The sequence below is a fragment of the Loktanella agnita genome (assembly GCF_046640325.1).
GTDB classification, from domain to species: domain Bacteria; phylum Pseudomonadota; class Alphaproteobacteria; order Rhodobacterales; family Rhodobacteraceae; genus Yoonia; species Yoonia agnita.
Map to the genome: position 1 here is coordinate 188,102 of NZ_JBJMBF010000005.1, position 23,468 is coordinate 211,569.

General features: G+C 56.5%; 29 protein-coding genes. 17 read left to right on the forward strand and 12 right to left on the reverse strand.

Annotated elements, in window-relative coordinates; genetic code table 11:
- The first annotated feature begins 95 nt into the window (after nt 1–95).
- The 4 genes from ACJ5NV_RS07505 to ACJ5NV_RS07520 all read left to right on the forward strand — a co-directional run bounded on the left by ACJ5NV_RS07505 (nt 96) and on the right by ACJ5NV_RS07520 (nt 2,616).
- Nucleotides 96–941, forward strand: a complete 846-nt coding sequence (locus tag ACJ5NV_RS07505; RefSeq protein ID WP_411643031.1) for a flagellin N-terminal helical domain-containing protein — start codon at nt 96–98, stop codon at nt 939–941.
- A gap of 96 nt (nt 942–1,037) precedes the next feature.
- A complete protein-coding gene (gene flaF, locus ACJ5NV_RS07510; protein WP_411643032.1) occupies nt 1,038–1,412 on the forward strand; it encodes a flagellar biosynthesis regulator FlaF in 375 nt (124 codons plus the stop codon).
- A complete protein-coding gene (gene flbT / locus ACJ5NV_RS07515; protein WP_411643033.1) occupies nt 1,412–1,816 on the forward strand; it encodes a flagellar biosynthesis repressor FlbT in 405 nt (134 codons plus the stop codon). The genes flaF and flbT overlap by 1 nt, the downstream gene beginning before the upstream one ends.
- Nucleotides 1,813–2,616: a DUF1217 domain-containing protein gene (locus ACJ5NV_RS07520; protein ID WP_411643034.1), complete on the forward strand. Its 804-nt coding sequence runs from the start codon at nt 1,813–1,815 to the stop codon at nt 2,614–2,616. The genes flbT and ACJ5NV_RS07520 overlap by 4 nt, the downstream gene beginning before the upstream one ends.
- Nucleotides 2,617–2,725: 109 nt before the next feature.
- Here ACJ5NV_RS07520 and ACJ5NV_RS07525 read toward each other — a convergent pair whose 3' ends face one another.
- The gene (locus tag ACJ5NV_RS07525) at nt 2,726–4,084 is read right to left on the reverse strand and encodes a FliI/YscN family ATPase (RefSeq protein WP_411643035.1); all 1,359 of its coding nucleotides are present in this window, start codon (nt 4,082–4,084) and stop codon (nt 2,726–2,728) included.
- 86 nt (nt 4,085–4,170) lie between these two features.
- Here ACJ5NV_RS07525 and ACJ5NV_RS07530 point away from each other — a divergent pair, with 86 nt between their 5' ends.
- The 9 genes from ACJ5NV_RS07530 to ACJ5NV_RS07570 are packed head-to-tail and all read left to right on the forward strand — an operon-like array spanning nt 4,171 to nt 8,700.
- Complete coding sequence (locus ACJ5NV_RS07530) at nt 4,171–4,557, forward strand: FlgB family protein (RefSeq protein ID WP_411643036.1); 387 nt, start codon at nt 4,171–4,173, stop codon at nt 4,555–4,557.
- A gap of 9 nt (nt 4,558–4,566) precedes the next feature.
- Nucleotides 4,567–4,959: a flagellar basal body rod protein FlgC gene (gene flgC, locus ACJ5NV_RS07535; RefSeq protein ID WP_411643037.1), complete on the forward strand. Its 393-nt coding sequence runs from the start codon at nt 4,567–4,569 to the stop codon at nt 4,957–4,959.
- A 12-nt stretch (nt 4,960–4,971) separates the two neighbouring features.
- Nucleotides 4,972–5,250, forward strand: coding sequence for a flagellar hook-basal body complex protein FliE (gene fliE / locus ACJ5NV_RS07540; RefSeq protein ID WP_411643038.1), 279 nt, complete (start codon nt 4,972–4,974; stop codon nt 5,248–5,250).
- On the forward strand, nt 5,247–5,516 hold the full coding sequence (locus ACJ5NV_RS07545) for a flagellar biosynthetic protein FliQ (RefSeq protein ID WP_411643132.1): 270 nt from the start codon (nt 5,247–5,249) through the stop codon (nt 5,514–5,516). Before fliE ends, ACJ5NV_RS07545 begins: the two co-directional genes overlap by 4 nt.
- 2 nt (nt 5,517–5,518) lie before the next feature.
- Nucleotides 5,519–6,235: a flagellar hook-basal body complex protein gene (locus tag ACJ5NV_RS07550; RefSeq protein WP_411643039.1), complete on the forward strand. Its 717-nt coding sequence runs from the start codon at nt 5,519–5,521 to the stop codon at nt 6,233–6,235.
- A 12-nt stretch (nt 6,236–6,247) separates the two neighbouring features.
- Nucleotides 6,248–7,033 carry a flagellar basal-body rod protein FlgG gene (flgG, locus tag ACJ5NV_RS07555; RefSeq protein WP_411643040.1) on the forward strand — a complete coding sequence of 262 codons (786 nt, stop codon included), beginning with the start codon at nt 6,248–6,250 and terminating at the stop codon, nt 7,031–7,033.
- Nucleotides 7,030–7,446, forward strand: coding sequence for a flagellar basal body P-ring formation chaperone FlgA (gene flgA / locus ACJ5NV_RS07560; RefSeq protein WP_411643041.1), 417 nt, complete (start codon nt 7,030–7,032; stop codon nt 7,444–7,446). Before flgG ends, flgA begins: the two co-directional genes overlap by 4 nt.
- A 9-nt stretch (nt 7,447–7,455) precedes the next feature.
- Nucleotides 7,456–8,178, forward strand: coding sequence for a flagellar basal body L-ring protein FlgH (flgH, locus tag ACJ5NV_RS07565; protein ID WP_411643042.1), 723 nt, complete (start codon nt 7,456–7,458; stop codon nt 8,176–8,178).
- A gap of 21 nt (nt 8,179–8,199) precedes the next feature.
- Nucleotides 8,200–8,700: a flagellar basal body-associated FliL family protein gene (locus ACJ5NV_RS07570; RefSeq protein WP_411643043.1), complete on the forward strand. Its 501-nt coding sequence runs from the start codon at nt 8,200–8,202 to the stop codon at nt 8,698–8,700.
- Here ACJ5NV_RS07570 and ACJ5NV_RS07575 read toward each other — a convergent pair.
- From ACJ5NV_RS07575 to ACJ5NV_RS07615, 9 genes are all read right to left on the reverse strand, one after another.
- Nucleotides 8,688–9,083, reverse strand: a complete 396-nt coding sequence (locus tag ACJ5NV_RS07575) for a hypothetical protein (RefSeq protein ID WP_411643044.1) — start codon at nt 9,081–9,083, stop codon at nt 8,688–8,690. The genes ACJ5NV_RS07570 and ACJ5NV_RS07575 overlap by 13 nt on opposite strands.
- Nucleotides 9,080–10,162, reverse strand: a complete 1,083-nt coding sequence (flhB, locus tag ACJ5NV_RS07580; RefSeq protein WP_411643045.1) for a flagellar type III secretion system protein FlhB — start codon at nt 10,160–10,162, stop codon at nt 9,080–9,082. The genes ACJ5NV_RS07575 and flhB overlap by 4 nt, the downstream gene beginning before the upstream one ends.
- The gene (locus ACJ5NV_RS07585) at nt 10,159–10,941 is read right to left on the reverse strand and encodes a flagellar biosynthetic protein FliR (protein ID WP_411643046.1); all 783 of its coding nucleotides are present in this window, start codon (nt 10,939–10,941) and stop codon (nt 10,159–10,161) included. The genes flhB and ACJ5NV_RS07585 overlap by 4 nt, the downstream gene beginning before the upstream one ends.
- The gene (flhA, locus tag ACJ5NV_RS07590) at nt 10,938–13,028 is read right to left on the reverse strand and encodes a flagellar biosynthesis protein FlhA (protein WP_411643047.1); all 2,091 of its coding nucleotides are present in this window, start codon (nt 13,026–13,028) and stop codon (nt 10,938–10,940) included. Before flhA ends, ACJ5NV_RS07585 begins: the two co-directional genes overlap by 4 nt.
- Before the next feature lie 232 nt (nt 13,029–13,260).
- Entirely contained in the window at nt 13,261–15,459 is a 2,199-nt protein-coding gene (locus ACJ5NV_RS07595; RefSeq protein ID WP_411643048.1) for a hypothetical protein, read from the reverse strand.
- The gene (gene motA, locus ACJ5NV_RS07600; RefSeq protein WP_411643049.1) at nt 15,459–16,328 is read right to left on the reverse strand and encodes a flagellar motor stator protein MotA; all 870 of its coding nucleotides are present in this window, start codon (nt 16,326–16,328) and stop codon (nt 15,459–15,461) included. The genes ACJ5NV_RS07595 and motA overlap by 1 nt, the downstream gene beginning before the upstream one ends.
- A gap of 84 nt (nt 16,329–16,412) precedes the next feature.
- Nucleotides 16,413–16,985, reverse strand: a complete 573-nt coding sequence (locus tag ACJ5NV_RS07605; RefSeq protein WP_411643050.1) for a MotE family protein — start codon at nt 16,983–16,985, stop codon at nt 16,413–16,415.
- Nucleotides 16,982–17,338: a hypothetical protein gene (locus ACJ5NV_RS07610; protein WP_411643051.1), complete on the reverse strand. Its 357-nt coding sequence runs from the start codon at nt 17,336–17,338 to the stop codon at nt 16,982–16,984. The genes ACJ5NV_RS07605 and ACJ5NV_RS07610 overlap by 4 nt, the downstream gene beginning before the upstream one ends.
- Before the next feature lie 13 nt (nt 17,339–17,351).
- The gene (locus ACJ5NV_RS07615; RefSeq protein WP_411643052.1) at nt 17,352–17,849 is read right to left on the reverse strand and encodes a flagellar basal body-associated FliL family protein; all 498 of its coding nucleotides are present in this window, start codon (nt 17,847–17,849) and stop codon (nt 17,352–17,354) included.
- A 120-nt stretch (nt 17,850–17,969) separates the two neighbouring features.
- Between ACJ5NV_RS07615 and fliF the strand changes: the two genes are divergently transcribed.
- Genes fliF through fliP form a run of 4 tightly spaced genes read left to right on the forward strand, consistent with a single transcriptional unit; the run spans nt 17,970 to nt 21,145 of the window.
- Nucleotides 17,970–19,556 (forward strand): flagellar basal-body MS-ring/collar protein FliF, encoded by a 1,587-nt coding sequence (gene fliF, locus ACJ5NV_RS07620; protein ID WP_411643053.1) that lies wholly within the window; start codon nt 17,970–17,972, stop codon nt 19,554–19,556.
- On the forward strand, nt 19,556–20,116 hold the full coding sequence (locus ACJ5NV_RS07625; protein ID WP_411643054.1) for a FliH/SctL family protein: 561 nt from the start codon (nt 19,556–19,558) through the stop codon (nt 20,114–20,116). Before fliF ends, ACJ5NV_RS07625 begins: the two co-directional genes overlap by 1 nt.
- Nucleotides 20,109–20,402: a FliM/FliN family flagellar motor switch protein gene (locus ACJ5NV_RS07630; RefSeq protein ID WP_411643055.1), complete on the forward strand. Its 294-nt coding sequence runs from the start codon at nt 20,109–20,111 to the stop codon at nt 20,400–20,402. Before ACJ5NV_RS07625 ends, ACJ5NV_RS07630 begins: the two co-directional genes overlap by 8 nt.
- 5 nt (nt 20,403–20,407) lie before the next feature.
- The gene (fliP, locus tag ACJ5NV_RS07635; RefSeq protein WP_411643056.1) at nt 20,408–21,145 is read left to right on the forward strand and encodes a flagellar type III secretion system pore protein FliP; all 738 of its coding nucleotides are present in this window, start codon (nt 20,408–20,410) and stop codon (nt 21,143–21,145) included.
- 22 nt (nt 21,146–21,167) lie between these two features.
- Here the strand turns inward: fliP and ubiB are convergent, their stop codons facing one another.
- Both ubiB and ubiE read right to left on the reverse strand, forming a co-directional pair.
- On the reverse strand, nt 21,168–22,697 hold the full coding sequence (ubiB, locus tag ACJ5NV_RS07640; protein WP_411643057.1) for a 2-polyprenylphenol 6-hydroxylase: 1,530 nt from the start codon (nt 22,695–22,697) through the stop codon (nt 21,168–21,170).
- Nucleotide 22,698: 1 nt separating this feature from the next.
- The gene (ubiE, locus tag ACJ5NV_RS07645; protein WP_411643133.1) at nt 22,699–23,451 is read right to left on the reverse strand and encodes a bifunctional demethylmenaquinone methyltransferase/2-methoxy-6-polyprenyl-1,4-benzoquinol methylase UbiE; all 753 of its coding nucleotides are present in this window, start codon (nt 23,449–23,451) and stop codon (nt 22,699–22,701) included.
- Nucleotides 23,452–23,468 lie beyond the last annotated feature (17 nt).

Consider the following 23,468-nt stretch of genomic DNA (forward strand, 5'->3'; position numbering starts at 1 on the left):
TGATCTCCGTCAGAATGACGTTCCAGCCCGCGGGAAAAATCGCGGATCCCTGAACCAACCCGGCGCAAAGCGCCCCCTTGAAAGGACCATGAAACATGTCCAGCATTCTGACAAACAACAGCGCTATGGTCGCGCTGCAAACCCTAAAATCCATCAACAACGACTTGGGCAAGACCCAAAGCATGATCTCGACCGGTAAAGAAGTCGGGAACGCGAAAGACAACTCTGCCATCTGGGCCATTTCGAAAGTGATGGAATCTGATGTCGCCGGCTTCAAAGCGATCACTGACAGTCTTGCACTGGGTGAATCGACTGTTGCGGTGGCCTCTGCCGGTGCCGAGCAAATCGTCGAAACCCTGAAGGAAATGAAGCAACTTGCGGTCTCCGCACAGTCCGAAAACGTGGATTTTTCCAAGATCCAGGCTGATATGGACGAAAAAGTGGCGCAAGTCGCCTCTGTCATTTCCGCATCGCAATTCAACGGTGCAAACTTGTTGGCAACAGACGTCGATGGCAATGGCGGGACGTCCGTCAGCGTTCTGTCCTCGCTTGATCGCGTTGGCACAGGTACACCCACACCGGCGCTGATCACCGTGAATTCTGTTGATTTCGAGGCCAATATTGACCTTGCAACCAACTTGACAGCGATTGCTGATACAGCCACCGCTGCAACTGCGCTGGGTGAGCTCGAAACTTTCCTGACCACCGCTATTGACGGAGCAGCAGCTCTGGGTGCGTCGGCGAAGCGAATCTCTGACCAAGGTGATTTTATCAGCAAGCTGACCGATGCTATGAAGTCGGGTATCGGCTCGATGATTGATGCCGATATGGAAGAAGCCTCTGCCAAGCTGCAGGCGCTTCAAGTGCAGCAACAGCTGGGTGTCCAGTCGCTGTCGATTGCTAATCAGGCACCGCAGACGATCCTGTCTCTATTCCGGTAATATAAAGACATTGTGGCGCCGCATGACGGCGCCACTTTCCCCATTTGGCCGCGGTAAAACCGCGGCTCGTTCAACATAGTCCCGGAAGGACATCTCGTGAACGTCATTGAACAAGCCCGGCAGGCCTATGCCCCAACCCAAGTTTCGATCCGCACCGAACGTTCGGTCGAGGCCCAATTAATTAGTCAGATTACCTCCCGTATGCGTAAGGTCGCAGACGCAGAGCCACGTAATTTTTCTGCACTGGCAAGTGCAGTTTATGAAAATCGCCGCATGTGGATGACCATGGCTGCTGATGTTGCAGGGAGTGATAATGCGCTGCCCCAAAACCTGCGCGCCCAAATTTTTTACCTTGCCGAATTCGTTGAACATCACAGTCGGAAGGTCTTGCGTGACGATGCCAATGTCGGCGCGCTGATCGATATCAACACAGCCGTGATGCGTGGGCTGAACGGACAGGGGGCGGCTTAGTGTCTGGCCTTGTTCTCAAACTGAACCCGAAAGAACGCGTGTTGGTCAATGGCGCGGTTATTGAAAATGGTGACAGGCGTAGCCGCCTGTCAATTCTGACACCAAATGCGAATATTCTTCGCTTGAGGGATGCGATCCGCCCGGAGGAAGTCAATACGCCAGTACGCCGGGTCTGCTATATTGCGCAGTTAGTCTTGTCCGGTGATGTCGATCAGAATGACGCTCGTCTACAGATTTTGCGTGGGATTGAACAGCTAAGTCGTGTTCTCAGCGACGATGACAGCCGAATCCATCTGGATGCGGCAACAGATGCCGTCGCGCGTGATGATTTTTATCGCACGATGAAATCGCTCCGTAACCTCCTGCCGCGGGAGGCGCGCTTGCTCGGCCCGCATCAGGCATGAGCTTCCAGCCTGTCGTGCCTGTGTCGGGCTATTTGGGCTGGCGCTTTTTAGAGCGGACGCTGGACACACAGCAGGAAGCCTTCAACGAAAGCGCGCCTGTCACTCGGGAAACGGATTATTTCCGCGATAACATAGCGAACATTCGCAGTGTGGAGGACCTTGTGAATGATCGTCGCCTTCTGAGTGTGGCCTTGGGCGCTTTCGGACTTGATGATGACATCAATAACAAGTTCTTCATCCAGCGAATCCTCGCAGACGGGACAACGTCTGACGACGCATTAAGCAGTCGTCTTGCTGACCCGCGTTATGCTGATTTCAGCCGCGCGTTTGGATTCGGCGATAGTGCCATTCCAAATACTGTATTCGCAAATTTTGCCGATGATATCATTGATCGCTACGAGACCAAGGCATTTGAAACCGCCGTAGGCGAACAAGATAACGACCTGCGGCTTGCGTTGAATGTGCGCGACGGGCTTTCTGATATTTTTGGTCGCGCCAGCACATCGGCAGGACAGTGGTTTTCTGTCATGGGTAATGCGCCGCTGCGCAGTGTTTTCCAAACAGCATTGGGCTTACCGGATAGCATTTCGAACATTGATCTCGATCAGCAGCTTGAAGTTTTTCAGGAGCGGTCACGTTCTGTCTTTGGGACAGACAATTTGACAGATTTTTCGGACCCCGAGTCCGAAGAGAAGCTGATCCGCCTATTTCTTATCCGATCCGAGGCAGCACAATTCAACGCGGCCAATGGAGGCTCTATCGCGCTGACCCTGCTGCAATCCGTACAGTCATTGGTTTGACCACTGCAGATGCGCCCGGTTCAGTTTCTTGGACATCTGGGGAAATCGAATCAGACGTTGGAGTAATTGGATATACATTCCTGCAATAGTTTGTGTGGGGCAGAAGTGCTCAACCCGCCTTTTTCCCGAAATCTTCGGTCTGCATTCTATTACCAGCGCCCACCATGGCCTGCCTTAGCTTCGCAAAATGGGCAAGTGTGCCACGCGAATCCTTGATGGTTAGGAATTCGTCCAGAGTAGGTGCGCAGGCGATAGCAGCGTCAATCTCCTTGTCTGATCCGGCAGAATAGAGCCCGGACTGAACCATCAGCGCGGCGCGATCATAGGTTCCCATGTGGCGCCGCGCCTGACTGATCATTGCATTCTCTTGCGGGGATGCCGCGTCGGGCAACGACCGCGAAACAGAGCGCAATACATCGATGGCGGGAAATCGGCCCCGTTCGGCAATATCACGGTCCAGCACGATGTGCCCATCCAGAACACCCCGCAGCATGTCCGCTACTGGTTCTTCCATATCCGATCCGGCAACCAAGACTGAGAAAACTGCTGTAATATCGCCAGCCATTCCACTTCCAGGGCCGGCCCGCTCGCACAGCGCTGCAATCGCGGGACCGGTCGACGCTGGGTAGCCGCGAAGATTGGCACTTTCGCCGCTGGCAACTGCGATTTCGCGGTGAGCCTCACAAAAGCGGGTGACCGAGTCGAGCATCAATAGAACCTGCTTGCCCTGATCGCGAAAATATTCAGCCACGGCGGTCGCCGCCCAAGCGCAGCGGCGGCGGACTTGCGGTGCCCGTTCTGACGTGGCAGCGACGACGACCGCTCGCGCCATCCCTACTGGCCCCAACACATCCTCTACAAAGTGGCGCACCTCGCGCCCACGCTCACCAACCAGTGCAATGACGATAATATCGGCCTGTACACCGCGTGCCAGATCAGCAAGCAATGTAGATTTGCCCACGCCTGAACCGGCAAACAACCCGATCCGCTGTCCTTGCACGAGTGGCAGCAATGTATTGAAGACAGCCAGCCCAGTTTCCAGCCGCGCACCCATTGCGCGGCGTTCATGGGGCGGGGGGGGCGGGGAGCGCAGAACGCGCGGTTGTGTCCCGGGCAAGAGCGGCCGACCGTCGAGCGGCCGCCCTTCCGGATCAATGACGCGGCCGATCCAGTTGTCGTCGGGGGCGAATTGGGGCGGCGGATCAAAAATCACCCGGTCGCCGATCGACACGCCGTCGGGGGCGCCGTCCAGCAGTAAATAGGCACCAGTGACATCAAGCCTGACGACCTCTCCCATAACCTGTCGTCCCCCAATCTTGAGCCGCGCCCGGTCGCCAACCCGAGCGGTTTCGGTGACCCCACCAATCTGAATTCGCCCTTCTGATACTCCCGTGACGCGCCCGACATCATGAAGTGGGCGCAGATCAGAAATTGCAGATGTCATCTGATCAAGCAGTTTTTCAGTCATGATTTGTTCCCGTCGGTTAGTCACACACCTCTTCTTAAGGAATCACGCTTAATCATTCGTTGAAACCAACCGAGGGAGAACCCCCGATGTATCAATCACTGGACCTTTTCCAGACAGCCAATGCGATGGCCCGCCACGCTGGGGCCAGGCAGGCCGTGGTGGCGCGCAATATCGCCAATGCAGATACACCCGGCTATCAGGCGCAGCAGATCAGCGCTTTCCAAGACGTTTACTCAGAGGCCGGCACCGGCGCATTACGTGCATCGCGTCCCGGCCACATAGCGAATCTTGCGGGCGGCGCGGTTGCGGCGCGAACGACCGCTGCAGCCGCAGAACCATCGCCCAATGGCAACTCTGTTTCGATTGAGGATCAGATGCTTAGCTCTGTATCGATCACGCGAGAGCATAATCGGGCGTTGGCAATTTATCGGCACACGATGACGGTGCTGCGAACCAGCCTTGGCAGTTCATAAGGAGCAATCATGACTGATTTTAGTGACGCCATGTCCGTTGCGTCCAGTGGGATGAAAGCGCAGGCAATGCGATTGCGCCATGTATCGGAGAATATCGCGAACACAGATACGCCAGGCTATCGGCGCAAGCTGGTGTCGTTTCAGGAGCTGGTCACACATGGCACTCGCAGTGGTGCGGTTGAAACGGGACCGGTGCGCCTCGACCAGACTGATCTGACCCGCATCTATGAACCATCAAACCCGCTGGCCGATGATACGGGGCATTATAACGGGTCAAACGTCAATTTACTGATCGAGATTGCAGACGCACGCGAAGCGCAGCGCAGCTACGAAGCCAACCTCAAGATGTTCGATCAAGTGCGGCAGATGTCTTCTGCCCTCATGGATCTCCTTCGCAATTAAAGGAACAAGACAATGGATATTAGTGCACTTGTCGCGCAGAACTATGCTGCGAGTAAAACGGCCACTGCACCTGACGGCAGCAGCGGAAACGCATTTATCGGTGCCGCGCAGGATTTTATGGCGACGTTGCGTGAGAGCGAAAATACAGCGATGGCGGCGATGACGTCAGGGACCGACCCGCATGCATTGGTGCAGGCGCTCGCTCAGACAGAACTGGCCGTGCAGACGGTCGTCACCGTCCGTGACAAGGTGGTCGAAGCCTATCAGGAAATCCTGCGGATGCCGGTCTGATGAGCGAAGCGCTGTTCTATGACACGCTGCGGCAGGGATTATGGACGGCCTTCGTCATCTCGATCCCGATTCTCACCGTTGCTTTAACGGCCGGGCTGGTGGTCGGTCTTTTTCAGGCGCTGACCTCTATTCAAGAGATGACGCTGACTTTCGTGCCGAAGCTGGCCGCGATTGTAGGTGTTTTCTGGATCACCATGGGCTTCATGTCTGAAACGCTCGTGGATCTTTTCCAGACCACGCTCGTCCCGATCATTGCCGGAGGTTAGGTATGGACAACCCGCTTTATACAACGCTGACGCGGCAATCGGGGCTCATGCATGAAATGCGAGCGGTGGCCAATAACATTGCCAATGCCTCGACTACTGGATTTCGGGCCGAAGGGGTGATGTTCTCGGAATATATAGATGCACTGGGTGCGAACGATCCCTCACTGTCCATGGCCGCTGCGCGGGTCAGGGAAACGGAGATGACGCAGGGAAGCCTGTCACAGACCGGTGGTCCGTTTGATCTGGCGATCGAAGGCGATGGTTTCTTCCTGATCGAGGCACCCGGCGGTCAGCGGCTTACCCGGGCGGGGGCGTTTCGTCCGAACCAAAACGGCGATCTGGTCACGGCAGATGGGTATCAGGTGCTGGATGCGGGCGGTGCACCGGTTTTTGTGCCGCAGGGGGCGGGCCGGATCGCCATCAGCCCGGACGGCACGATGAGCGCCGGTGGACAGCCCATCGGACAGATCGGTGTGGTTGTGCCAAGCGACCCGAACCAGATGACTCGACAAGGCGGCGTGCTGTTTGACGCTTTTGGTGGTTTTGAACCAGCACCCGATGCGCGTATGCTGCAAGGTTTTCTTGAAGATTCAAACGTGAACCCGATTATTCAGGTTAGCCGCATGATCGAAGTGCAGCGCGCTTATGAGCTGGGGCAAAGTTTTATGGACAAGGAAGATGAACGTATCCGCAATGTCATCAAGGCCGTCCGCGGATAAAGGAGAACGAAGATGCGTGCATTGAAAATCGCTGCGGCGGGTATGTCGGCTCAGCAAATGCGAGTCGATGTGATTTCGAACAACCTCGCGAATATGAATACGACCGGTTATAATGCGCGGCGTGCCGAATTCGCCGATCTGCATTATCAGCAGCTGGCGCGCCCAGGATCTATCAACGCATCCGACGGCACTGTGTTACCGACAGGAATACAATTGGGATTGGGTGTTCGCGCCAGCGCCATCTCGGTGATGCTATCACAGGGATCGGTCGCCGCGACTGGTGGTGATCTTGATGTCGCGATTGAGGGTGACGGTTACCTAGAGGTTACTCTGCCCAGTGGGGTCCCAGGGTATACTCGTGATGGTGCTTTGAAGCTTACAGGAGACGGGCAGGTCGTCACGTCTGAAGGCTACCCGATCGTCCCGGACATCACCGTTCCGCGCGACACACGGTCGATTTCGATCAATGCTGAAGGCGAAGTCTATGGTTACTTCACCGATCAGGTGCAGCCCCAGTTGCTGGGGCAGCTCACCTTGGCGGGTTTTACCAATCCCAAGGGGCTGGAGGCAATCGGATCGAATCTGTTCCTAGAGACGCCGGCCTCTGGTCCGTCAGTCGTAAACACGCCGGGCGAAGACGGGTTGGGTACGCTACGTCAGGGGTACCTGGAAGATAGCTCTGTCGATCCGGTGCGCGAGGTCACGGATCTGATTGAAGCACAGCGCGGTTACGAGTTGAACTCCAAAGTGATCAGCGCCGCCGACCAGATGCTCAGCGCAATGGTACAGCTCAGATGATCCGCTTTCTCTGCGTCATTTATCTTTGTTCGGGGCCGGTTGCCGCTGATACCGTGGTTGCAGCACGAACGATCCCTGCGCAAAGCCTGATTATGCCCGAAGATGTGATGTTGCAGGATCGTACTGTGCCGGGTGGCATCGAAGCTCCAGATGATATCATTGGGAAAGAGGCGCGCATCGCACTTTATGCCGGTCGGCCGATCAGACCCGGTGATGTTGGCGCGCCAGCGGTGGTCGAGCGCAACCAGATCATTGCATTGTATTATAATCGCAATGGTCTTGTCATTTCGACCGAAGGGCGTGCCTTGGGCCGCGCCGGACCAGGTGAGATTATTCGCGTGATGAATATTAGTTCGCGGAGCACTATCTCGGCCCGGATCGGGGCGGATGGCGCTGGATATGTGACCGAGTAAGGACAAAAAATGCGACATGTCTTTGTTGCTCTCGCTCTGATGAGTGGCTGCACCAGCACACCGATCGGCCAGCCGCCGCCCTTCACGCCGCCTGCGTTGACCGTTGAACGTGACGCCATGACAAATCCTGGTACTCTTTTGCCCGTACAATCCGATGCACTGGGTCCATCGTCGCGCGCATCGCTCTGGACAGGCGCGCGCGGGTCACTGCTAGGGGATCGGCGTGCCATGCAGCGCGGTGACATCATGACGGTCGTGATTGAGATTGATGACAGTGCGGCAATTTCCAATTCGTCTAACCGTTCTCGTTCATCCTCGCAGCAGGCGGGCATTCCGCAATTGCTTGGTATTCCCCAGCGCATTAATCCGCGGCTTCCCGAAGGTGCAACAGCTGAGGCACTGGTAGATCTGAGCTCGCAAAGTAACGCCTCGGGGGATGGATCGGTAAGCCGCAACGAACAGCTGACTTTGCGCGTCGCCGCGACGGTGACCGATGTTTTGCCAAACGGGGTTTTGCAGATCGTCGGCCAGCAGGAGGTACGTGTGAATTTCGAACTGCGCGAGTTGGTCGTTGCCGGTTACGTTCGCCCCGAGGACATCACGCGCCAGAACGAGATCACTTACGACAAGATCGCATCAGCTCGGATTTCCTATGGAGGCAGAGGGCAGATCACTGACATGCAGCAACCACGATATGGGCATCAAGTACTTGAATCAGTACTGCCATTCTAACCTGAACGAGGGGAGATCACCGTGAAAAAACTGCTTTTGCCGATCATCATGCTGATCGTGGGCGTTGGTTCCGGCGTCGGGGCGGGGCTTGTCCTGAAATCGGACCCACCAGAAGATTTGTTGGCCGAAGGGAACCCATGCGGCGATCCTGTCGTGCAGCCTGATGGCGCGCCTGAACCAGAAACCGCTGTAACCGAAGAAATGGAATACGTGAAGCTGAACAATCAGTTTGTCATTCCTGTGGTAGAGGAAGGGCGGGTCGCTGCGCTGGTCGTCATGTCGCTGAGCTTGGAGGTTAGTCTTGGCAGTCGAACCGATGTTTTCGCCATAGAGCCCAAGTTGCGCGATGCCTTTTTACAAGTGATGTTCGATCATGCCAATATAGGTGGTTTTTCTGGAAATTTCACCAGCGGAACGAACATGCGTGCGCTGCGTAATGAACTGCTCCGAGTTGCGCAGAATATAGCAGGTTCTCAAGTAAGTGATGTGTTGATCACAGATATCGTGCGTCAGGATTCATAGGACTGTCGCCTCGTATGCTTTGCTTTTTGTGATTTAAGCATCTGCTCTGAAAGTTTCTGCATCGCCCGGTCGCGGCCAAATGCATTCTGTAGCCTTACCCGGCTGTTTTCCTTGAGCGCCAGAACCTGTGCTAGTTCGGCATTTATCGCAGCGCGCCGCTGATCGACCCAGCGATGCCAGCGAATATCAGCGCCTGCGATCAGGGCCGCGGCGTCAGACCGCTGTGTCGCGATCGCCTGCGCCGACTTGCTTTCAATCAACTGCGCAAGTTTGCGGCGTAAGTCCTCCTCTCGCGTACGGATACGCGCCATATCCGCTTGGGCGGTACGATACTGCAATTCTGAAATTTGGATCAACCCGGCCATATCTTTTGACTGTTTCATTGTTTTGCAGCCCTTTGCCGCATCTCTTCAGCAAAGCGGATCGCGACAGCGACGGCTTGGTAGTGATCCGGGGCGATCTCTTCGCCGAGATTAACGCTGGCATGCAATGCGCGTGCAGTGGGCGGATCGGAATGGATCGGCACCGCATATTCCAATGCAAGCTCTCGGATCCGCGCGGCAATTTCATCGACACCCTTCGCAATACAGATCGGTGCAGTGGTCGCGGTTCGATCCCATTTCAGTGCAACGGCAAAATGAGTCGGGTTGACGATGACCACATTGGCTTGAGGCACATCAGCGAGCATTTTGTTCATCGCGATCTGCTGTCCGCGCTGCCGCCGCTGCTGTTTCATGACAGGGTCGCCTTCAGCCTGCTTCAGCTCATCCATCATTTCTTTTCGGCTCATCCGGTTTTTGCGCAGGTGTTCGGCCCGCTGCCAAAGGTAATCAATGCCGCCCAGTGCGAGCGCAACGATCAGGACAATGCCCAGCAGTTCCGCAATCATGCGGCCAAGTTCAGCGACGATCAACCCAGGTGGCAGATGCATACTACCGATAAGCCGATCCATCTGGCCAATAAGGAAAAAACTCATAATTACTGCGTAGATGATCAGCTTTGTCATGCTCTTGAAAAATTCGAAAAGCCCTTGGCGTCCGAACTTATTCTTGAGGCCGGAGAGCGGAGAAATCCGATTCAGCTTTGGAGCGATTTTGCTAGGGGTGATTAAAAGTGCACGTTGTGCGACCACCGAAAGGACGGCCAACAGGGCAGGCAGCGCAAACCAAGGTGCCATCGCGAGTGTTACCTGCCACAAAATGCCTCCCGGCAGAGGGGTGCCTGAGCCATCAAAGATCAGCCGCGCGATGTCATGTGACTGCTCCAATAACACGACCATTGCCGTTCCCAGATCAATCAATGCTGCGGAGCCGACCGTCAAGCAAACCAGCAAGAGGCCAGCATATGACGCTGCAGTCGTCAGATCCGCTGACTTGGCGATCTCTCCACGTTTGCGTGCGTCATCCAGTTTCTTTTGGGTCGGTTCGAACTGTTTTTCATTGTCTTCTTCTTCAGCGCTCATGGCCAGTCACCAAAAGGCGCGGCCATGAAACCACTGAAGGTTGCCATCCATATACCCAGCATGATGGGCGCAGTCAGCAATAGCAGCAAAATCCCCCCAGCGGTGATAGCTGGGGCACCGACGAAAGAGACCATCAACTGTGGCATCGCCCGGTTGATGACGCCAAGAACGACATTGTAAATTAGCGAGGCGATCAGGAATGGCGCGGCGAGCGTGAAGGCGAGACCAAAGCATCTTGTGACTTCTGCCACGCCTGCCGTGGCTACGGTCTGCGGCTGCAAGCCGGTCGCAAACGGGGCCAATGTATAGCTGTGGATCATGTAGCTGGCGGCTTGGACATGTAATCCCGACAGCGCTGCGAGTGCCGTGCCCGAGACGACGAGCATATGCCCGATGGCCGGTTGCGGGTCGACTCCGGCCGTGCCTCCAAAAATTTGCGAAAGTGATGTGGATTGGGCTGCGATTGATCCCGCGATCTGTAGCGTCAGAATGAAGAACCGTAAGAACAATCCAAAAAACAGACCCGTTACCACTTCGGGTGCCAGAACTGCCGCAAATTGCAGCGGATTGTCTGGAATGGGCCCGATGCTCGGCGCGATGGCAGGAGCGACTACAAGCGTGAACATAACTGCCAGCACGAGCCGGATTCGCATCGGAACGGGCTGATCTCCGAACGCGGGCAGGACGGCCAAAAGTGTCGCAAGCCGGATGAAGACGGCGCATCCGGTCCAAAGCGCCGTTTGTGACAGTGGTAGCAGGGGAAGTAACGCGGCAATCATGCCGGCACCAAGCCGACCAGTGCTGGTCTGGCGTCAATCCCGATTTCTTCGAATGAGAGGACCGGATTCATGATGCCCTTTGCCGCCATGACCGTGCGGAGAAATCGCCGCCGCCGCATTGACGTGACCACGGCGGCATAGGCGCCCGCTTCGGCCGCTTGGCTCAGTTTTTCCGCAATGCCATCTGCTAGCTGATTGAAGTTTTCCGGTGGTAACGCAACATCACCCGGCCCACGATCAGAGCGGATTTCATAAGTTGTGAATGTGTCTTCCCATTCGGGCGCAAGCTGGACGAGGGGAATTGTACCATCGGGCCGGCGCATTTCCGCAACCAGTTGAAAGCCCATCCGTTGACGGACATGTTCGGTGATTCCATCGACCGTTTGAAACAATTGCCGCCCCTCTGCTGTTGCCTCTAAGATCAGGGGCAGGTTGCGGATCGAAACGCGTTCTTCCAGTAAAAGTCGAAGAACGGCCAGTAATACATCGGTCGGCACCTTGTCCGGAATTAGTTCATCCAGCATTTTGCGATTGGCCTCGGCTCTAGCTGGATCACTGAGGTTGACCATTTCGTCAAGCCGTCTCCGCAGCGCCTTGAAAGTCAGCAGGCGGGGGAAGTTGCGTTTCACGATTTCCAGAAGGTGTGTAGCCAGCACTTCTGTCGGCTGCACAGTTGTCATTCCGGCCAGAGCCGCGGTTTCCTGATCGGCAGGGTCAATCCAGCGGGCGGGTGCACCATAGACAGGCTCTTTCACCATATCCCCCGGCACTTCACTGCCATCGGCATCATTCATCAAGGCTAGTATCTGATTGGCCTTGAGCTTTTCGCGGACTTGTTCGACCCCCTGTACATGCACGACATAACTACCCGGTGGTAGCGATGCATTGTCGGTCAGCCTAATTTCGGGTAACAAGACCCCATAGGCGGTGGCGATATGGCTTCGCATATTAGCAATACGTGCGTCGAGCCCAGTGCCCGGATCCAGCACCATGTCCACTAGGTCCGGTGCGAACTCCACGTGAATGTCGTCCAGATCCAAAACATCGCCCATGGATGCCTTGCGTGGCTGATTGTCCGTTTCCGGCGTTGCCGCAGCAGCTGCCACTTCCGCCTTTTGCGCCGCTGAGGCGATGGCCAGCGCGCAGCCACCTAACGTGAGCGCACCGACCATAAATGGCAAAAAGGGCAGTCCAGGCACCAGCGCGAACAATCCCATCAGTATCGCGACAGTAGCCAGAGCCGCCGGATGGCGGCCCAGCTGAGATACGATGGCGAGGTCGGTTGCACCCGTCGCGCCGCCACGGGCGAGCAAAAGCGCCGAAGCGATAGAGATCACAACTGCAGGTATCTGAGAGACAAGACCGTCACCGACAGTCAGGATAGCGTAAGTTTCGAATGCCTGACCGATTGGCATGTCATGCACAGCCGTGCCAATGATCAGCCCCATGACCAAATTCAACGCAGTGATTAATAGCCCTGCAATTGCATCCCCTTTTACGAATTTCGACGCCCCGTCGAGAGACCCAAAAAACGTAGTCTCTGCCTGTTCCTGCTCCCGTCTTGACTTCGCTTCTTGGTGGTCAATGGCACCTGCAGACATGTCGCTGTCGATCGCCAACTGCTTCCCTGGCATGGCATCGAGCGCGAATCTGGCTCCGACCTCTGCCATGCGGGTCGCGCCCTTATTGATGACTACGAAATTGACGATCAGCAGGACGCAGAACACAACGAGTCCGAGCAGGACATTGCCGCTCATCACGAACATCGCGAAACCTTGGATGACGTCCCCGGCAGCATCAGTCCCTGTGTGCCCTTCGCCAATGATCAGTTTTGTGGACGAGACGTTCAGCGAGAGCCGCAGCATCAACGATGCAAGCAAAACAGTCGGAAAGGCAGAAAAATCCAAGGGCCTTTCGATGAAAAGCGTGACGGTAAACATCAAAATTGCAAGCGCAAAGGATGCCGCTAGCCCAATATCCAGCACCCAAGCCGGCATAGGTAGGATCATCATGACGATGACTGCCATTAGCGCCAGCGCGAGCAATATTGTCGGCTGAAAGATTTCGCGTAGCGACAGACCTTTCATCGGCAACGCAATTCAATGCCGACCCGCCACGTTTTTTGGGGCGGATAAATCAATGCGTAGCCTGCGGGGCTGAAAAGCCGCGCGCAGGTAAAGATGTTATCCCTGCGCACAGCGGGGGCGACAGGCACGTCGACGGGCATTCTGCCAGACATGTGAAAATGTACCTTCTGATCACGTTCGATGATCATTTTGGAGCGTATTGCTTTAAAATTGGTAAGCGCGTGTGGTTGGTTCAGTATTCTTCAGGGATCGCAAACCGATCTAATAAGTCTGTTACGATGTCGCGTGACTCCTCTGCGCGACTCAAAAGGGCGCGCCCATTTGCGAGCGGTGCAGTGTTGTCAAGATCTGCAACCTCCTGTTCTAACATTGCCTCTGACGCGGCGCGCAGCAAGGGATCATCGGATTGGACAAGGTCACGCCAGTTTCCCTGACGCCAATAATCCTCAGCGGCGGGAGCGTTGGCGTCTATAACAGGCACAACAATATCACGCGTCTGCAAATCCGCGATCGTTTCGCGAAGAGTTGTCGCTCGAACGGATGACAGATCAGCTAAAGCGACGCTGGCATCTGCGGGTCTTCCAAGTGCCAACAATGCCTCTGCGGTCAAATACTGCCTTTCTGTAGCAATCTCGCCTGTAGAGGGGGCCGCGATCAGTCGTAGAGCGGCATCGGGGAAGCCCAGTTGTAGCAGCCTGCGGGCCATTGCATTTTCTGTGATCTGCGGCACAGGGCGGTTGGTTTCATCAAAGGCGAATGTCAGAAACTCCGCTGGCGTCATCCGCGCGACGGCGGCCTGAGCAATCTCATCACGCAGCTCTGCTGACTGATCGGGTCCGAGCGTTTTCGTTTCTTCAGCGAGCAGCACGCGGGCGGCGCTAAACCGGTCACCGTGGATATATGCACGAATTTCCGCGGCGGTCAGCGTGCTTGCAACGGGAAGTGCCGCATTTTCAAAGCGTAGTGCGTCAGCGAGCAAAAAGTCACTGTCATCAACGGCAATATCATTCTGTACAGCATCGCGCAAAAACGTGGTCATCGCCTCCGCAGTCATGCGCGTATGTGTGTCGGCAAGGGCCTCCAGCGTTTCTGCAGCTTCTTTGTCGTCCCCCATTACGCGTGTGACCTCAACTCCTGCCAACGCTGCATCAATCACAGGCGTAGGGCTGGTGGTCGCGACCTCTAGCGCCTGCAATGCGGCATCCATATCCCCAAGTGTCGTGAAGCGTGCCGTTAGCTTTGGCGCGAGGTGCGCTTGCAGCTCTGAAGGCAAAGTCTTGAATGTCCGTAACACTGCGGGCCGGGCGAACTGCGCGTCCTGCGCACCGTCTTCGCGCGCCAACAATGCCCAGAAGGCCACTTGTGATGCACAGCTCACCTGTTGGGCAAAAAGATCATCCGCGACTGGTTCATCGTCGATGATCCGCGCCAACCCGGTCAGGTATCGGCGTTCGCGGGACTGAACCCCGTCAAGTGCAAGGGTTTGCATCGCCTCACGGCCAAAACCGAAATAGACAAAGCGTTGTGCCAGTTGCAGTACCGCATTTTCGTCGGGTTCGTCGAACTCACCCAACACCGCTGCGCGCGCTTCGCTGATCTGAACAAAAAACGGCCGGTCATCGCCCCAGCTAGCGACGTCAAAGTAGGCATCGGGAAGACATATGTCGCCTTGTTGCGTCACGGAAGTTAGCGAATCGTCTGGCAAGGCATTATTATCAACACTGGTCCGCGCGCGGATTCCCGGTGCACGCTGATGATAAAGCAGCGAGGTCTCGCTAGGCAGAGCCATATCGTCGGGCGCGGGCATATCTGGCTCAAGAAGACCTTGCGACAGGCCACGGGCAAGGCTTTGGGTGATCGCCTGCTCCAGAGCGTTCATCGCATCTTCTGTCTCGACGCTGTCCGGGTTTTGCGGGGCTTCAGCGCTCTCAGTAATTTGCGGTGCCAGAGCGGTTTCCGCAGCACTCGGCGTAGAACTAGTCTGCAAAAATAAGGGAAGCAGGCTATCGCGTGGCACAATGTAATTCCTCCCGATCTGCGGGCCATCTAGGGCCATTTCGAATCGCGAGTCTTCTGAGGGCGCACCGTCCCGGATATCGATGACTAGAATATCGGACCGGTAGAGAAAGGCATTTGCATTGCAAAGACAGTTCACCGCCAGCTGTAATTCGCCACGCGCTGGTACCTGCGTAACTTCTCCAATCCGATCGCGCGGGATCACATCAAAGAAACGCTCCAACATATACCCATCTGTTACAGGTAGACGGAGTACATAGCTTGTATCGTTACGCCCAAGGCGCCAGTCTGCACCTGCGGGTATCGTCAGCACCACGCGGGTGAAATTTGCGTGTTCACCTGTCTGAATGGCGACCGGAACGGACCAGACAATTGTCGGTATCGCGGCGATAATGGCCAAGATGATCCAACGCATTAGGCGGCGTCCTTTTTTGTCGCTTTCAGGGCATCCTCCATATCGGAAAAGCTGGGCCGATAATGACCGGGCATGTTCTGACGCCCCACTTCGATGCAGATATTAGGGGCGTGCGAATAGAGATTTGCCACTAGCACCTCGCGGATTAATTGGTGAAAATTCGCATCCTCCTCGATGACGGCCTTCACCTTGGTGGAAAATGGGCCAACCAGCCCATAGGCGAGAAAGACACCCAGAAATGTACCAACCAGCGCGCCGCCAATCAGCTTGCCAAGCACCTCTGGCGGTTGATCAATCGAGGCCATCGTCTTGATAACCCCTAACACTGCGGCAACGATCCCTAGGGCGGGCAGACCATCAGCGACAGTTTGCAGCGCATGGGTCGAATGCATATTGTGATGATGCGTTGCCTCAATCCGTTTTTCTAAGATCTCCTCGACCTGGTGGGGATCATCATAATTCATCGAGGCAGAGCGCAACGTGTCGCAAATCAGGGCAATCGCTTCGCCATCACCAAGGATTTTCGGATATTTGCTGAAGATCGACGACGTGTCCGGCGCCTCGATATGGCTTTCCAGCGCGACCGGATTGGTTCGGGCAATCCGGATCAGTTCGAACAACATGCAAAGCAGGTCACGGTAGTCCTGTGCATTCCATTTGGGGCCCTTGAAGACCTTCCCCACGTCTTTCATCGTATGCTTGATCGCGGGTCCGTCATTGCTGATGACGAACGCCCCTAGTGCCGCGCCGCCGATCATAATCATTTCAAACGGTAGTGATTTGAGGATGATCCCCATCTTGCCGCCGGCAAGGAGGTAGCCGCCAAAGACCATCACAAAGATGATCGCGATACCGATCAGACCAATCATGTAGCCTTGCTCCTTCTAGCGCAATTTTTGCTTAGGGTTCCTGTGAGCATTGATAAGGTGAAGGTGTTAAATAACCCTCAGCGCTTACTGGGTTGGCACATTCGCATTGCGACCCGCGAGCACCACGCTGAACGCATAGGCGGTTTCCGGTTCCAGTTCGGTCATGATCAACGCGGCGGCATCGGGGCGCATCATCCCAAGAAAACCGGCGGCGAATTGTGGTGGCATTTCCTCAAACAAGGCGGCGGCTTCCTTTGGCTTCATGTTTTCATAGACAGTGGTCAGTTGACCGAGATCGGTTTCAGCTGCGCTGTCTGCAATGGCGATCGTGGCGCTCAGTGACTCCTCGGCCGCACGCAACGCAGTCAGTTTGTCATTGATCTCGGTTTCGGCAACGCGCAGCGCTTGCATCCGGTCCTGCAATTGCCGTTCCCGTTCAACCAACCGCGCTTCACGCGCCTGAAACGCCGAAAGCAACGAATCGGTATCCTCAGGAACCGGTTGTTCCTCAGCTGTTTCGATCGGCACGGGATCGGTACTGTTGGCAAGCGCGGGGCCGACCTGCGCGCCCAGACGTACAAATGCCGAGGCAACCAGCAGCCCGGCGATGATATGCAATGTGCTGCGGCCGGACTTTCGCCTGATCTTGGGTTTCATTGTCGCCCCTCCGCTCCGGCAGGACGGCGTACGAAAAACGGGCTTTCGGTTGCCTGAGGCATCGCTGGTTCAGGAAGATCGTGCAGGGATGCAACCAGTAGCTCTAACTTGCGGCCAGCAGCTTCGGCGCGCGCGCTAACGTCATCGAGCGTATCAACCGAGGATTTTGCCGTGGAGCGCGCCTGGTTCAAGGTTTTGGTGAGGTCGTCAACCTGTGCGGACAGAACTGCAACAGCGCCGCCTACCCCCTTTTCCAGATCGGTAAAGCGGCGGAGCCTGCGCGAGAGAACGTGACAATAAAGGCCCGCGCCCAGCGCGCCCGCCACCAGAAGGATATCTGCAATCATCGTCATGTCCTTGGTTCCTTCAGCTCAATACAAATTCCATGATCAGCAGGTCGCTGACCCGGCCTTCGCCAGTAACAACCTGCACCCGACGGAGCATCTGACTGCGCAGCCGCATAAGCGCGGCCGGGTTTTCCAGGTCAGTCAGATCGACGGCACGCAAATATCCGTTCAGCACGTCGACGATCCGGGGTTTAACGGCTTCAACTTCGGCGACATGGTCGGGGGGGACTTCCAGCTGCGCAACGAATCGCAAGTGCCCTCGCCCGCCAGTACCGGGCAGCGAAATGACCAGCGGGTCGATTGGCACAAAGGAAACATTCAGCTCCAGTGGCGCATCGTTTTCCTCGGCGACTTCAGCCTCTGCGTGGCTTTCACTACCGCCACCTAGTAGGCCGGATTGCACTGCAAAAAACCCTCCTCCGCCGCCAGCCAGAAGCAGCACGAGACCGATGATCAGCGGCATTTTCGACCCTTTCTTTGGGGTCTCCTCCTCCGGCTCTTCGGCGTCATCGCTCATGATCTGTCCTCTTAAATATTGTCCGTAAGGCTTCATAAACCGACAAGCCCTAACCGATTGTTAAGTCTCATCGTTCAAACAGGCCTCATCGGCAGAAAGCCAATGTGATGGAGAACCAGCTTGCAAAGCCTCAGCTCTGTTTGGTCCGCGCTCGACGCAAGGCGTCGCATATTTGTAGCTATTGCCACTGTGGCCGTTTTCGCCGCAGTGCTGACACTTGCGCGCGGGGCGGGAACGCGGGATATGGCCCTGCTCTTCGGGGGATTGGAGCCACGGACCGCGGGCGACGTCATCACGGCGCTGGATCAGCAGGGTGTGCCTTATGATGTGCGCGGGAATGCGATCTACGTGCCGACAGCGCAGCGGGACAACCTGCGTATGACCCTTGCTGGTGAAGGGCTGCCCGCAACCGGTGGGCAGGGATACGAACTGCTCGATTCGCTGTCGGGGTTCAGTACGACCTCGCAGATGTTTGATGCCGCGTATTGGCGCGCGAAAGAAGGAGAGCTGGCGCGCACGATCCTTGCCAGCCCCCATATCCGGGCCGCGCGGGTACATATCTCGACCCCATCCACCCGGCCGTTTCAGCGCGATCAGACCCCGACCGCTGCAGTTACGGTGACAACATCGGGTGGCGCGCTCTCTGCGCCACATGTGAAAGCATTGCAATATCTTGTCGGGGCTGCAGTACCCGGGCTTGCGCCCGACTCTGTTGCGGTGATCGACGATAATGGCGGACTGCTCTCCGATGCGGGCGACGGTATGTTGCAACCCGGTGGTACAGAGCGAGCCGATGCGTTACGACAGCGTGCCGAACGGCTGCTCGCGGCCCGGGTTGGCGTCGGAAATGCGGTTGTAGAGGTATCTGTCGATACGGTGACAGAGACCGAATCAATTACCGAGCGGCGGTTTGACCCTGATAGCAGGATCGCCATCAGTACCGAGGTGACTGAAAGCGCAAGCACCTCGACCGACAGCCAAGGTGGAGATGTGACCGTGGCCTCTAATCTGCCGGACGGTGACGCTGCCGGAGGTGGTGGCGTTTCGAGCAATGAAAACAGCGAGAATCGAACCCTTACCAATTATGAGGTTTCAGAAACGCAGCGGCAGCTTGTGCGTGCACCGGGGGCAGTCAGGCGGCTAACAGTGGCCGTACTGATCAACGATGTAACAACGATTGCTGAAGATGGCACCGCGACCACTGCTCCACGCAGTGATGATGAACTTGCCGCTTTGCAGGAACTCGTCGCCACGGCGGTCGGCCTTGATACCAGTCGCGGCGATGTAATTACCCTACGGTCCATGGCTTTTGATCCAATCGTGCCCCTGGGAACAGAGGTTTCAGCAGAAAGCTCTAGCCTTCCGCTCGACATGATGCAGTTGATCCAGATTGCTGTTCTGGCCGTTGTCGCCCTGATTCTCGGGCTCTTCGTGGTACGCCCTATTCTGGCACCGGGCGGTCAGTTGGCAGCGCCTGGCGCGCTGGCCGTACTACCTGAACCAGAAGAGGAAGGCCCACCTGAAATGGCGATGGGAATGAGTGACGATGCGGTCAATGATTTTCTCGGTGGTGATATTGGAATGATGGGCGGGATGGACGACGATCCGGTCTCACGCCTAAGGCAAATGATTGCAGAACGGGAAACGGAGACCATCCAGATCTTGCAGGACTGGATTGAGGATCCCGCTCCGCGGGAGCGGGCCTGATGTCGCGTAGCCTGTCACTTGAGTCTTTCGAAGACGTTCTGAGCAATGACGCCGCGCCTAACGCTGACTTCAACGAAGGGTACGAGGCTGGGCTGGCCGCCGGTGCCGCAGTGGCGCAAGCCGACACAGAGGCGCTGAACGCGGCTGTTGTTCAGGCGATTGCTGACATTGATTTCACCTATGCAGAGGCGCGGGGGCAAGTTCTCAGTGCGCTGACCCCACTCTTTACGACCATTGCAGAGCGTATCCTGCCCCACTGCGTCAGCAAGGGTTTTGCTACGGAATTGGCCGCAATGCTGGTCGAGGCGGCGGAGGCCGACACATCCGCAGAGATAATCTTGCATGTGCATCCAGATCAGCAGGCAGCAATCGAAACGGCGATTCAAAACATTGCCACTGCTGTCACGGTTACTGCAGATCCGGCGCTGAGCGTGCACGCGGTCTGGATCAAAAGCGGGCGGCAGGAAACGCTACTGGACATTGATGTGCTTCTTCAGCGGATCAACGAAATTCTTGGCGCCATTCAAACCACTGAAAACAGGATAGATTCCTATGGATGATACCCCGAACCCCCTGCATGGGCCCGACGACAACCATCCGCTGCAGCGTATACCGATTGAAATTTCCGTCTCTGTCGGCAAGGCGCGACCGCTTGTGCGTGACCTGCTGAGCTTGGGCGAAAATGCTGTCCTACCGCTGGATAAGCGGATTGAAGATCCGGTGGAACTCTACATCGGGGACAAGCTGATTGCGCGCGGGGAATTGCAGGAATTGGAAGGGGGCGAGCCGGGGCAACTGGCTGTTCGCCTGACAGAGGTCGCGTCAGACAAGGGCGAGTTAAGCTGATTTTCATGCGCCAGCCATGCATCTGGATCGTGCTACTCACGGCTGCCACGCTGCTGGCGGCAAGTCCGGCAGTGGCGCAGGACCTGTCCATCACGCTGGGCGATGACGGCTCGCTCGCTACTCGCTCAGTCCAGCTTCTTGTTCTGATCACTGTGCTTAGCCTTGTGCCCGGCATCGCGATCATGGTGACCTGTTTTCCTTTCATCGTAACTGTCTTCGCAATTTTACGGCAGGCGATTGGGTTGCAGCAATCTCCGCCGAACATGCTACTGATCAGCCTCGCCTTGTTTTTGACCTACTTCGTGATGGAGCCTGTGTTCCAAGATGCATGGCAGCGCGGAATTGGCCCGCTGTTGAATGATGAGATTGAACTTGAAGAGGCGTTCATGCAAGCCATGACGCCGCTGCGCGCCTTCATGTCGGCTAGGATCGACCCGGATACATTTGCAGCCTTGGCCGATCTGCGGCCAGATGTGGGTGCTACAACCGTGCTAGAAGATGCGCCGCTGTCCGTTGTCGTGCCGTCTTTCCTGCTAAGCGAGATGGAGCGGGCTTTTCAGGTCGGATTTCTGATCTTTATTCCGTTCCTGATCATCGACCTTGTGGTCGCGGCAGTGCTGATGTCGATGGGCATGATGATGGTACCGCCTGCCATTGTTTCACTGCCGTTCAAGCTGGCCTTTTTCGTCGTGGCAGACGGCTGGGGTTTGATCGCCTCCAGCCTTGTGCGAAGCTACGGATAGTCGCCAATTTCCGCTCTGACGGTCAAAGCAAATTGCCGAGCGTAATTGCGCTTGTTGCTAATACGGCTCCCAGCGCCATCCAGGCAATACGCGCCTTGCGCCGCTGCGGCTTAGGCGGCGGGGGCGGATTATTCAGACGGATCAGCGCCTGCTCTGCCAGCCGGGGCAGTTGTGGACCAAAGCGTGACAGAATGCGGGTGGTCTTTGCCAAATCGCGCATTAACGCCTGCGGGCCAATGGACTGTTTGATGTAATCTTCCACCACGGGTTTGGCGACCTGCCAGATATTCATATGCGGGTCAAGCGACCGCGCCACGCCTTCCACCACAACCATAGTGCGCTGCAATAGGATCAACTCAGTCCGGGTTTCCATCCCAAAGCGTTCGGTCACCTCGAACAAGTAGCTCAGCAAGCGGGCCATCGAAATCCGGCTGGCGTCCATACCGAAAATTGGCTCTCCCACAGCACGCAAGGCCCGGGCGAATTCATCCACATCTTGGTTAGCGGGCACGTAGCCCGCCTCGAAATGTACCTCGGCAACACGCTGGTAATCCTTGCGAATAAATCCGAACAGGATTTCGGCATAGACGCGGCGGGTATATTCGTCGATCCGGCCCATGATCCCAAAATCATAGGCGATAATATCACCATTCGCGGCAACCTTCAGGTTTCCCTGATGCATATCGCCATGGAAAAAACCGTCGCGCAGCGCATGGTTCAGAAACAGTTGCAACACACGGGTGGCAAGCGCACGGCGGTCATGGCCCGCCGCGTCCAGCGCATCATTGATGCCGATATTCGTGCCCTCTGCCCAGCCAAGCGTCATCACCCGGCGACTGGACAGATGCCAGCGTACCATGGGAACCTGAAAGCCTGCATCACCTTCGGTATTGGCGGCGAATTCGCCAGCGGCACTGCTTTCCAGTCGTAGATCAAGTTCACCCCGGACGACACCTTCGAAATGGGTGATCACATCCATCGGGCGCAACCGGCGAGAGGCCGGCGAAAGCACTTCAATCGCGCGCGCGGCGAAATAAAATGCATCAATGTCGCGCTGGAACGCACGTTCGATTCCGGGGCGTAGAATTTTAACGGCAACAGCTTCGCCGGTGTCGGCCAGATGTGCCTTATGTACCTGTGCCAACGATGCAGCGGCCACAGGCTCGGAAAACGTTGAAAACAGCTGATCGAAAGGCGCGCCCAACTCACGCTGGATCGTCTCTTTCGCCTCGCGCATGGAAAACGGGGGCAGCTTGTCTTGCAGCACGCGCAGCTGTACCGCCAGCTCTTCGCCCACCACGTCGGGTCGGGTCGATAAAACTTGCCCAAATTTGATATAAGCGGGGCCAAGCGCGGTCAGCGCACGCGGCGCAGGGGGCATTGTCGGATCGCCCTTGTAACCCAGCCAGCGGAACGGCCAGACCAGCGCGCGAAAGGTGATACGCAGCAATGGCCCCGCTTCAAACGCGTCCAGCACGATATTCATCGCGCCGGTGCGTTCGAACGTGGCGCCAGTCCGGATGAGGCGGAGGATATTATGCGGGCCGCGCAAGTTACAATTTCCAGCCAGAATGCAGGCAGGCAACGCCCATGGTCAGATTGCGGTACTTCGCATTTTCGAACCCCGCGGCGCGGATCATCGCCAGAAAGCTGTCCTGATCAGGGAATTTTCGGATCGATTCGACCAGATACTGATAGCTGTCCCGGTCGCCTGCAATCATCTGCCCCATGCGTGGAATCACGTTAAAGGAATAGGCGTCATATGCGGCCTGCATCATCGGGTTCGGCAGTTGACTGAATTCCAGCACCATCAACCGGCCACCCGGTTTCAGCACGCGATAAGCCTCGGCCAGCGCATCCTGCGGGCGGGTCACATTCCGGATGCCAAAGCTGATCGTGTAGACATCGAATGTATTCGCCTCGAACGGCAGGGCCATCGCATCGCCCACCACCCAATCAAGGCTGTCGGACATATCGGCAGCCTCGGCCCTTTTGCGCCCTTCGACCAGCATCGGCTCTGTCAGGTCCAGCACAGTCGCATGCCCATGGCCCGCGCGTTTCAGAAACCGAAAAGAAATGTCACCAGTCCCGCCCGCCACATCCAGCAATTGCTGGCCGGGACGCGGGGCGAGCCAATCCATCATCGCATCTTTCCAGATACGGTGCACGCCGCCGGACATCACGTCATTCATGATGTCATATTTGCTCGCCACGGATGAAAAGACGCCCTGTACGCGCCCTGCCTTTTCATCCTCGCGGACGGTTTCAAATCCGAAATGGGTGGTGTTATCGGTCGGCTCGGTCATGGTTTGCTTTCGCGTGA

Coding starts and splice junctions, on each gene's coding strand:
- fliE (WP_411643038.1), top strand. CDS start 4,972: ATGGATATTAGTGCACTTGTCGCGCAGAACTATGCTGCGAGTAAAACG.
- flgH (WP_411643042.1), top strand. CDS start 7,456: ATGCGACATGTCTTTGTTGCTCTCGCTCTGATGAGTGGCTGCACCAGC.
- ACJ5NV_RS07615 (WP_411643052.1), bottom strand. CDS start 17,849: ATGAGCGATGACGCCGAAGAGCCGGAGGAGGAGACCCCAAAGAAAGGG.
- ACJ5NV_RS07585 (WP_411643046.1), bottom strand. CDS start 10,941: ATGATTGCCGCGTTACTTCCCCTGCTACCACTGTCACAAACGGCGCTT.
- ubiE (WP_411643133.1), bottom strand. CDS start 23,451: ATGACCGAGCCGACCGATAACACCACCCATTTCGGATTTGAAACCGTC.
- flgG (WP_411643040.1), top strand. CDS start 6,248: ATGCGTGCATTGAAAATCGCTGCGGCGGGTATGTCGGCTCAGCAAATG.
- flgC (WP_411643037.1), top strand. CDS start 4,567: ATGACTGATTTTAGTGACGCCATGTCCGTTGCGTCCAGTGGGATGAAA.
- flgA (WP_411643041.1), top strand. CDS start 7,030: ATGATCCGCTTTCTCTGCGTCATTTATCTTTGTTCGGGGCCGGTTGCC.
- ACJ5NV_RS07525 (WP_411643035.1), bottom strand. CDS start 4,084: ATGACTGAAAAACTGCTTGATCAGATGACATCTGCAATTTCTGATCTG.
- flhA (WP_411643047.1), bottom strand. CDS start 13,028: ATGAAAGGTCTGTCGCTACGCGAAATCTTTCAGCCGACAATATTGCTC.
- ACJ5NV_RS07520 (WP_411643034.1), top strand. CDS start 1,813: ATGAGCTTCCAGCCTGTCGTGCCTGTGTCGGGCTATTTGGGCTGGCGC.
- fliP (WP_411643056.1), top strand. CDS start 20,408: ATGCGCCAGCCATGCATCTGGATCGTGCTACTCACGGCTGCCACGCTG.
- flhB (WP_411643045.1), bottom strand. CDS start 10,162: ATGAGCGCTGAAGAAGAAGACAATGAAAAACAGTTCGAACCGACCCAA.
- ACJ5NV_RS07630 (WP_411643055.1), top strand. CDS start 20,109: ATGGATGATACCCCGAACCCCCTGCATGGGCCCGACGACAACCATCCG.
- ACJ5NV_RS07625 (WP_411643054.1), top strand. CDS start 19,556: ATGTCGCGTAGCCTGTCACTTGAGTCTTTCGAAGACGTTCTGAGCAAT.
- ACJ5NV_RS07595 (WP_411643048.1), bottom strand. CDS start 15,459: ATGCGTTGGATCATCTTGGCCATTATCGCCGCGATACCGACAATTGTC.
- ACJ5NV_RS07530 (WP_411643036.1), top strand. CDS start 4,171: ATGTATCAATCACTGGACCTTTTCCAGACAGCCAATGCGATGGCCCGC.
- ACJ5NV_RS07605 (WP_411643050.1), bottom strand. CDS start 16,985: ATGAAACCCAAGATCAGGCGAAAGTCCGGCCGCAGCACATTGCATATC.
- ACJ5NV_RS07610 (WP_411643051.1), bottom strand. CDS start 17,338: ATGACGATGATTGCAGATATCCTTCTGGTGGCGGGCGCGCTGGGCGCG.
- ACJ5NV_RS07505 (WP_411643031.1), top strand. CDS start 96: ATGTCCAGCATTCTGACAAACAACAGCGCTATGGTCGCGCTGCAAACC.
- ACJ5NV_RS07550 (WP_411643039.1), top strand. CDS start 5,519: ATGGACAACCCGCTTTATACAACGCTGACGCGGCAATCGGGGCTCATG.
- ACJ5NV_RS07575 (WP_411643044.1), bottom strand. CDS start 9,083: ATGAAACAGTCAAAAGATATGGCCGGGTTGATCCAAATTTCAGAATTG.
- motA (WP_411643049.1), bottom strand. CDS start 16,328: ATGATTGGTCTGATCGGTATCGCGATCATCTTTGTGATGGTCTTTGGC.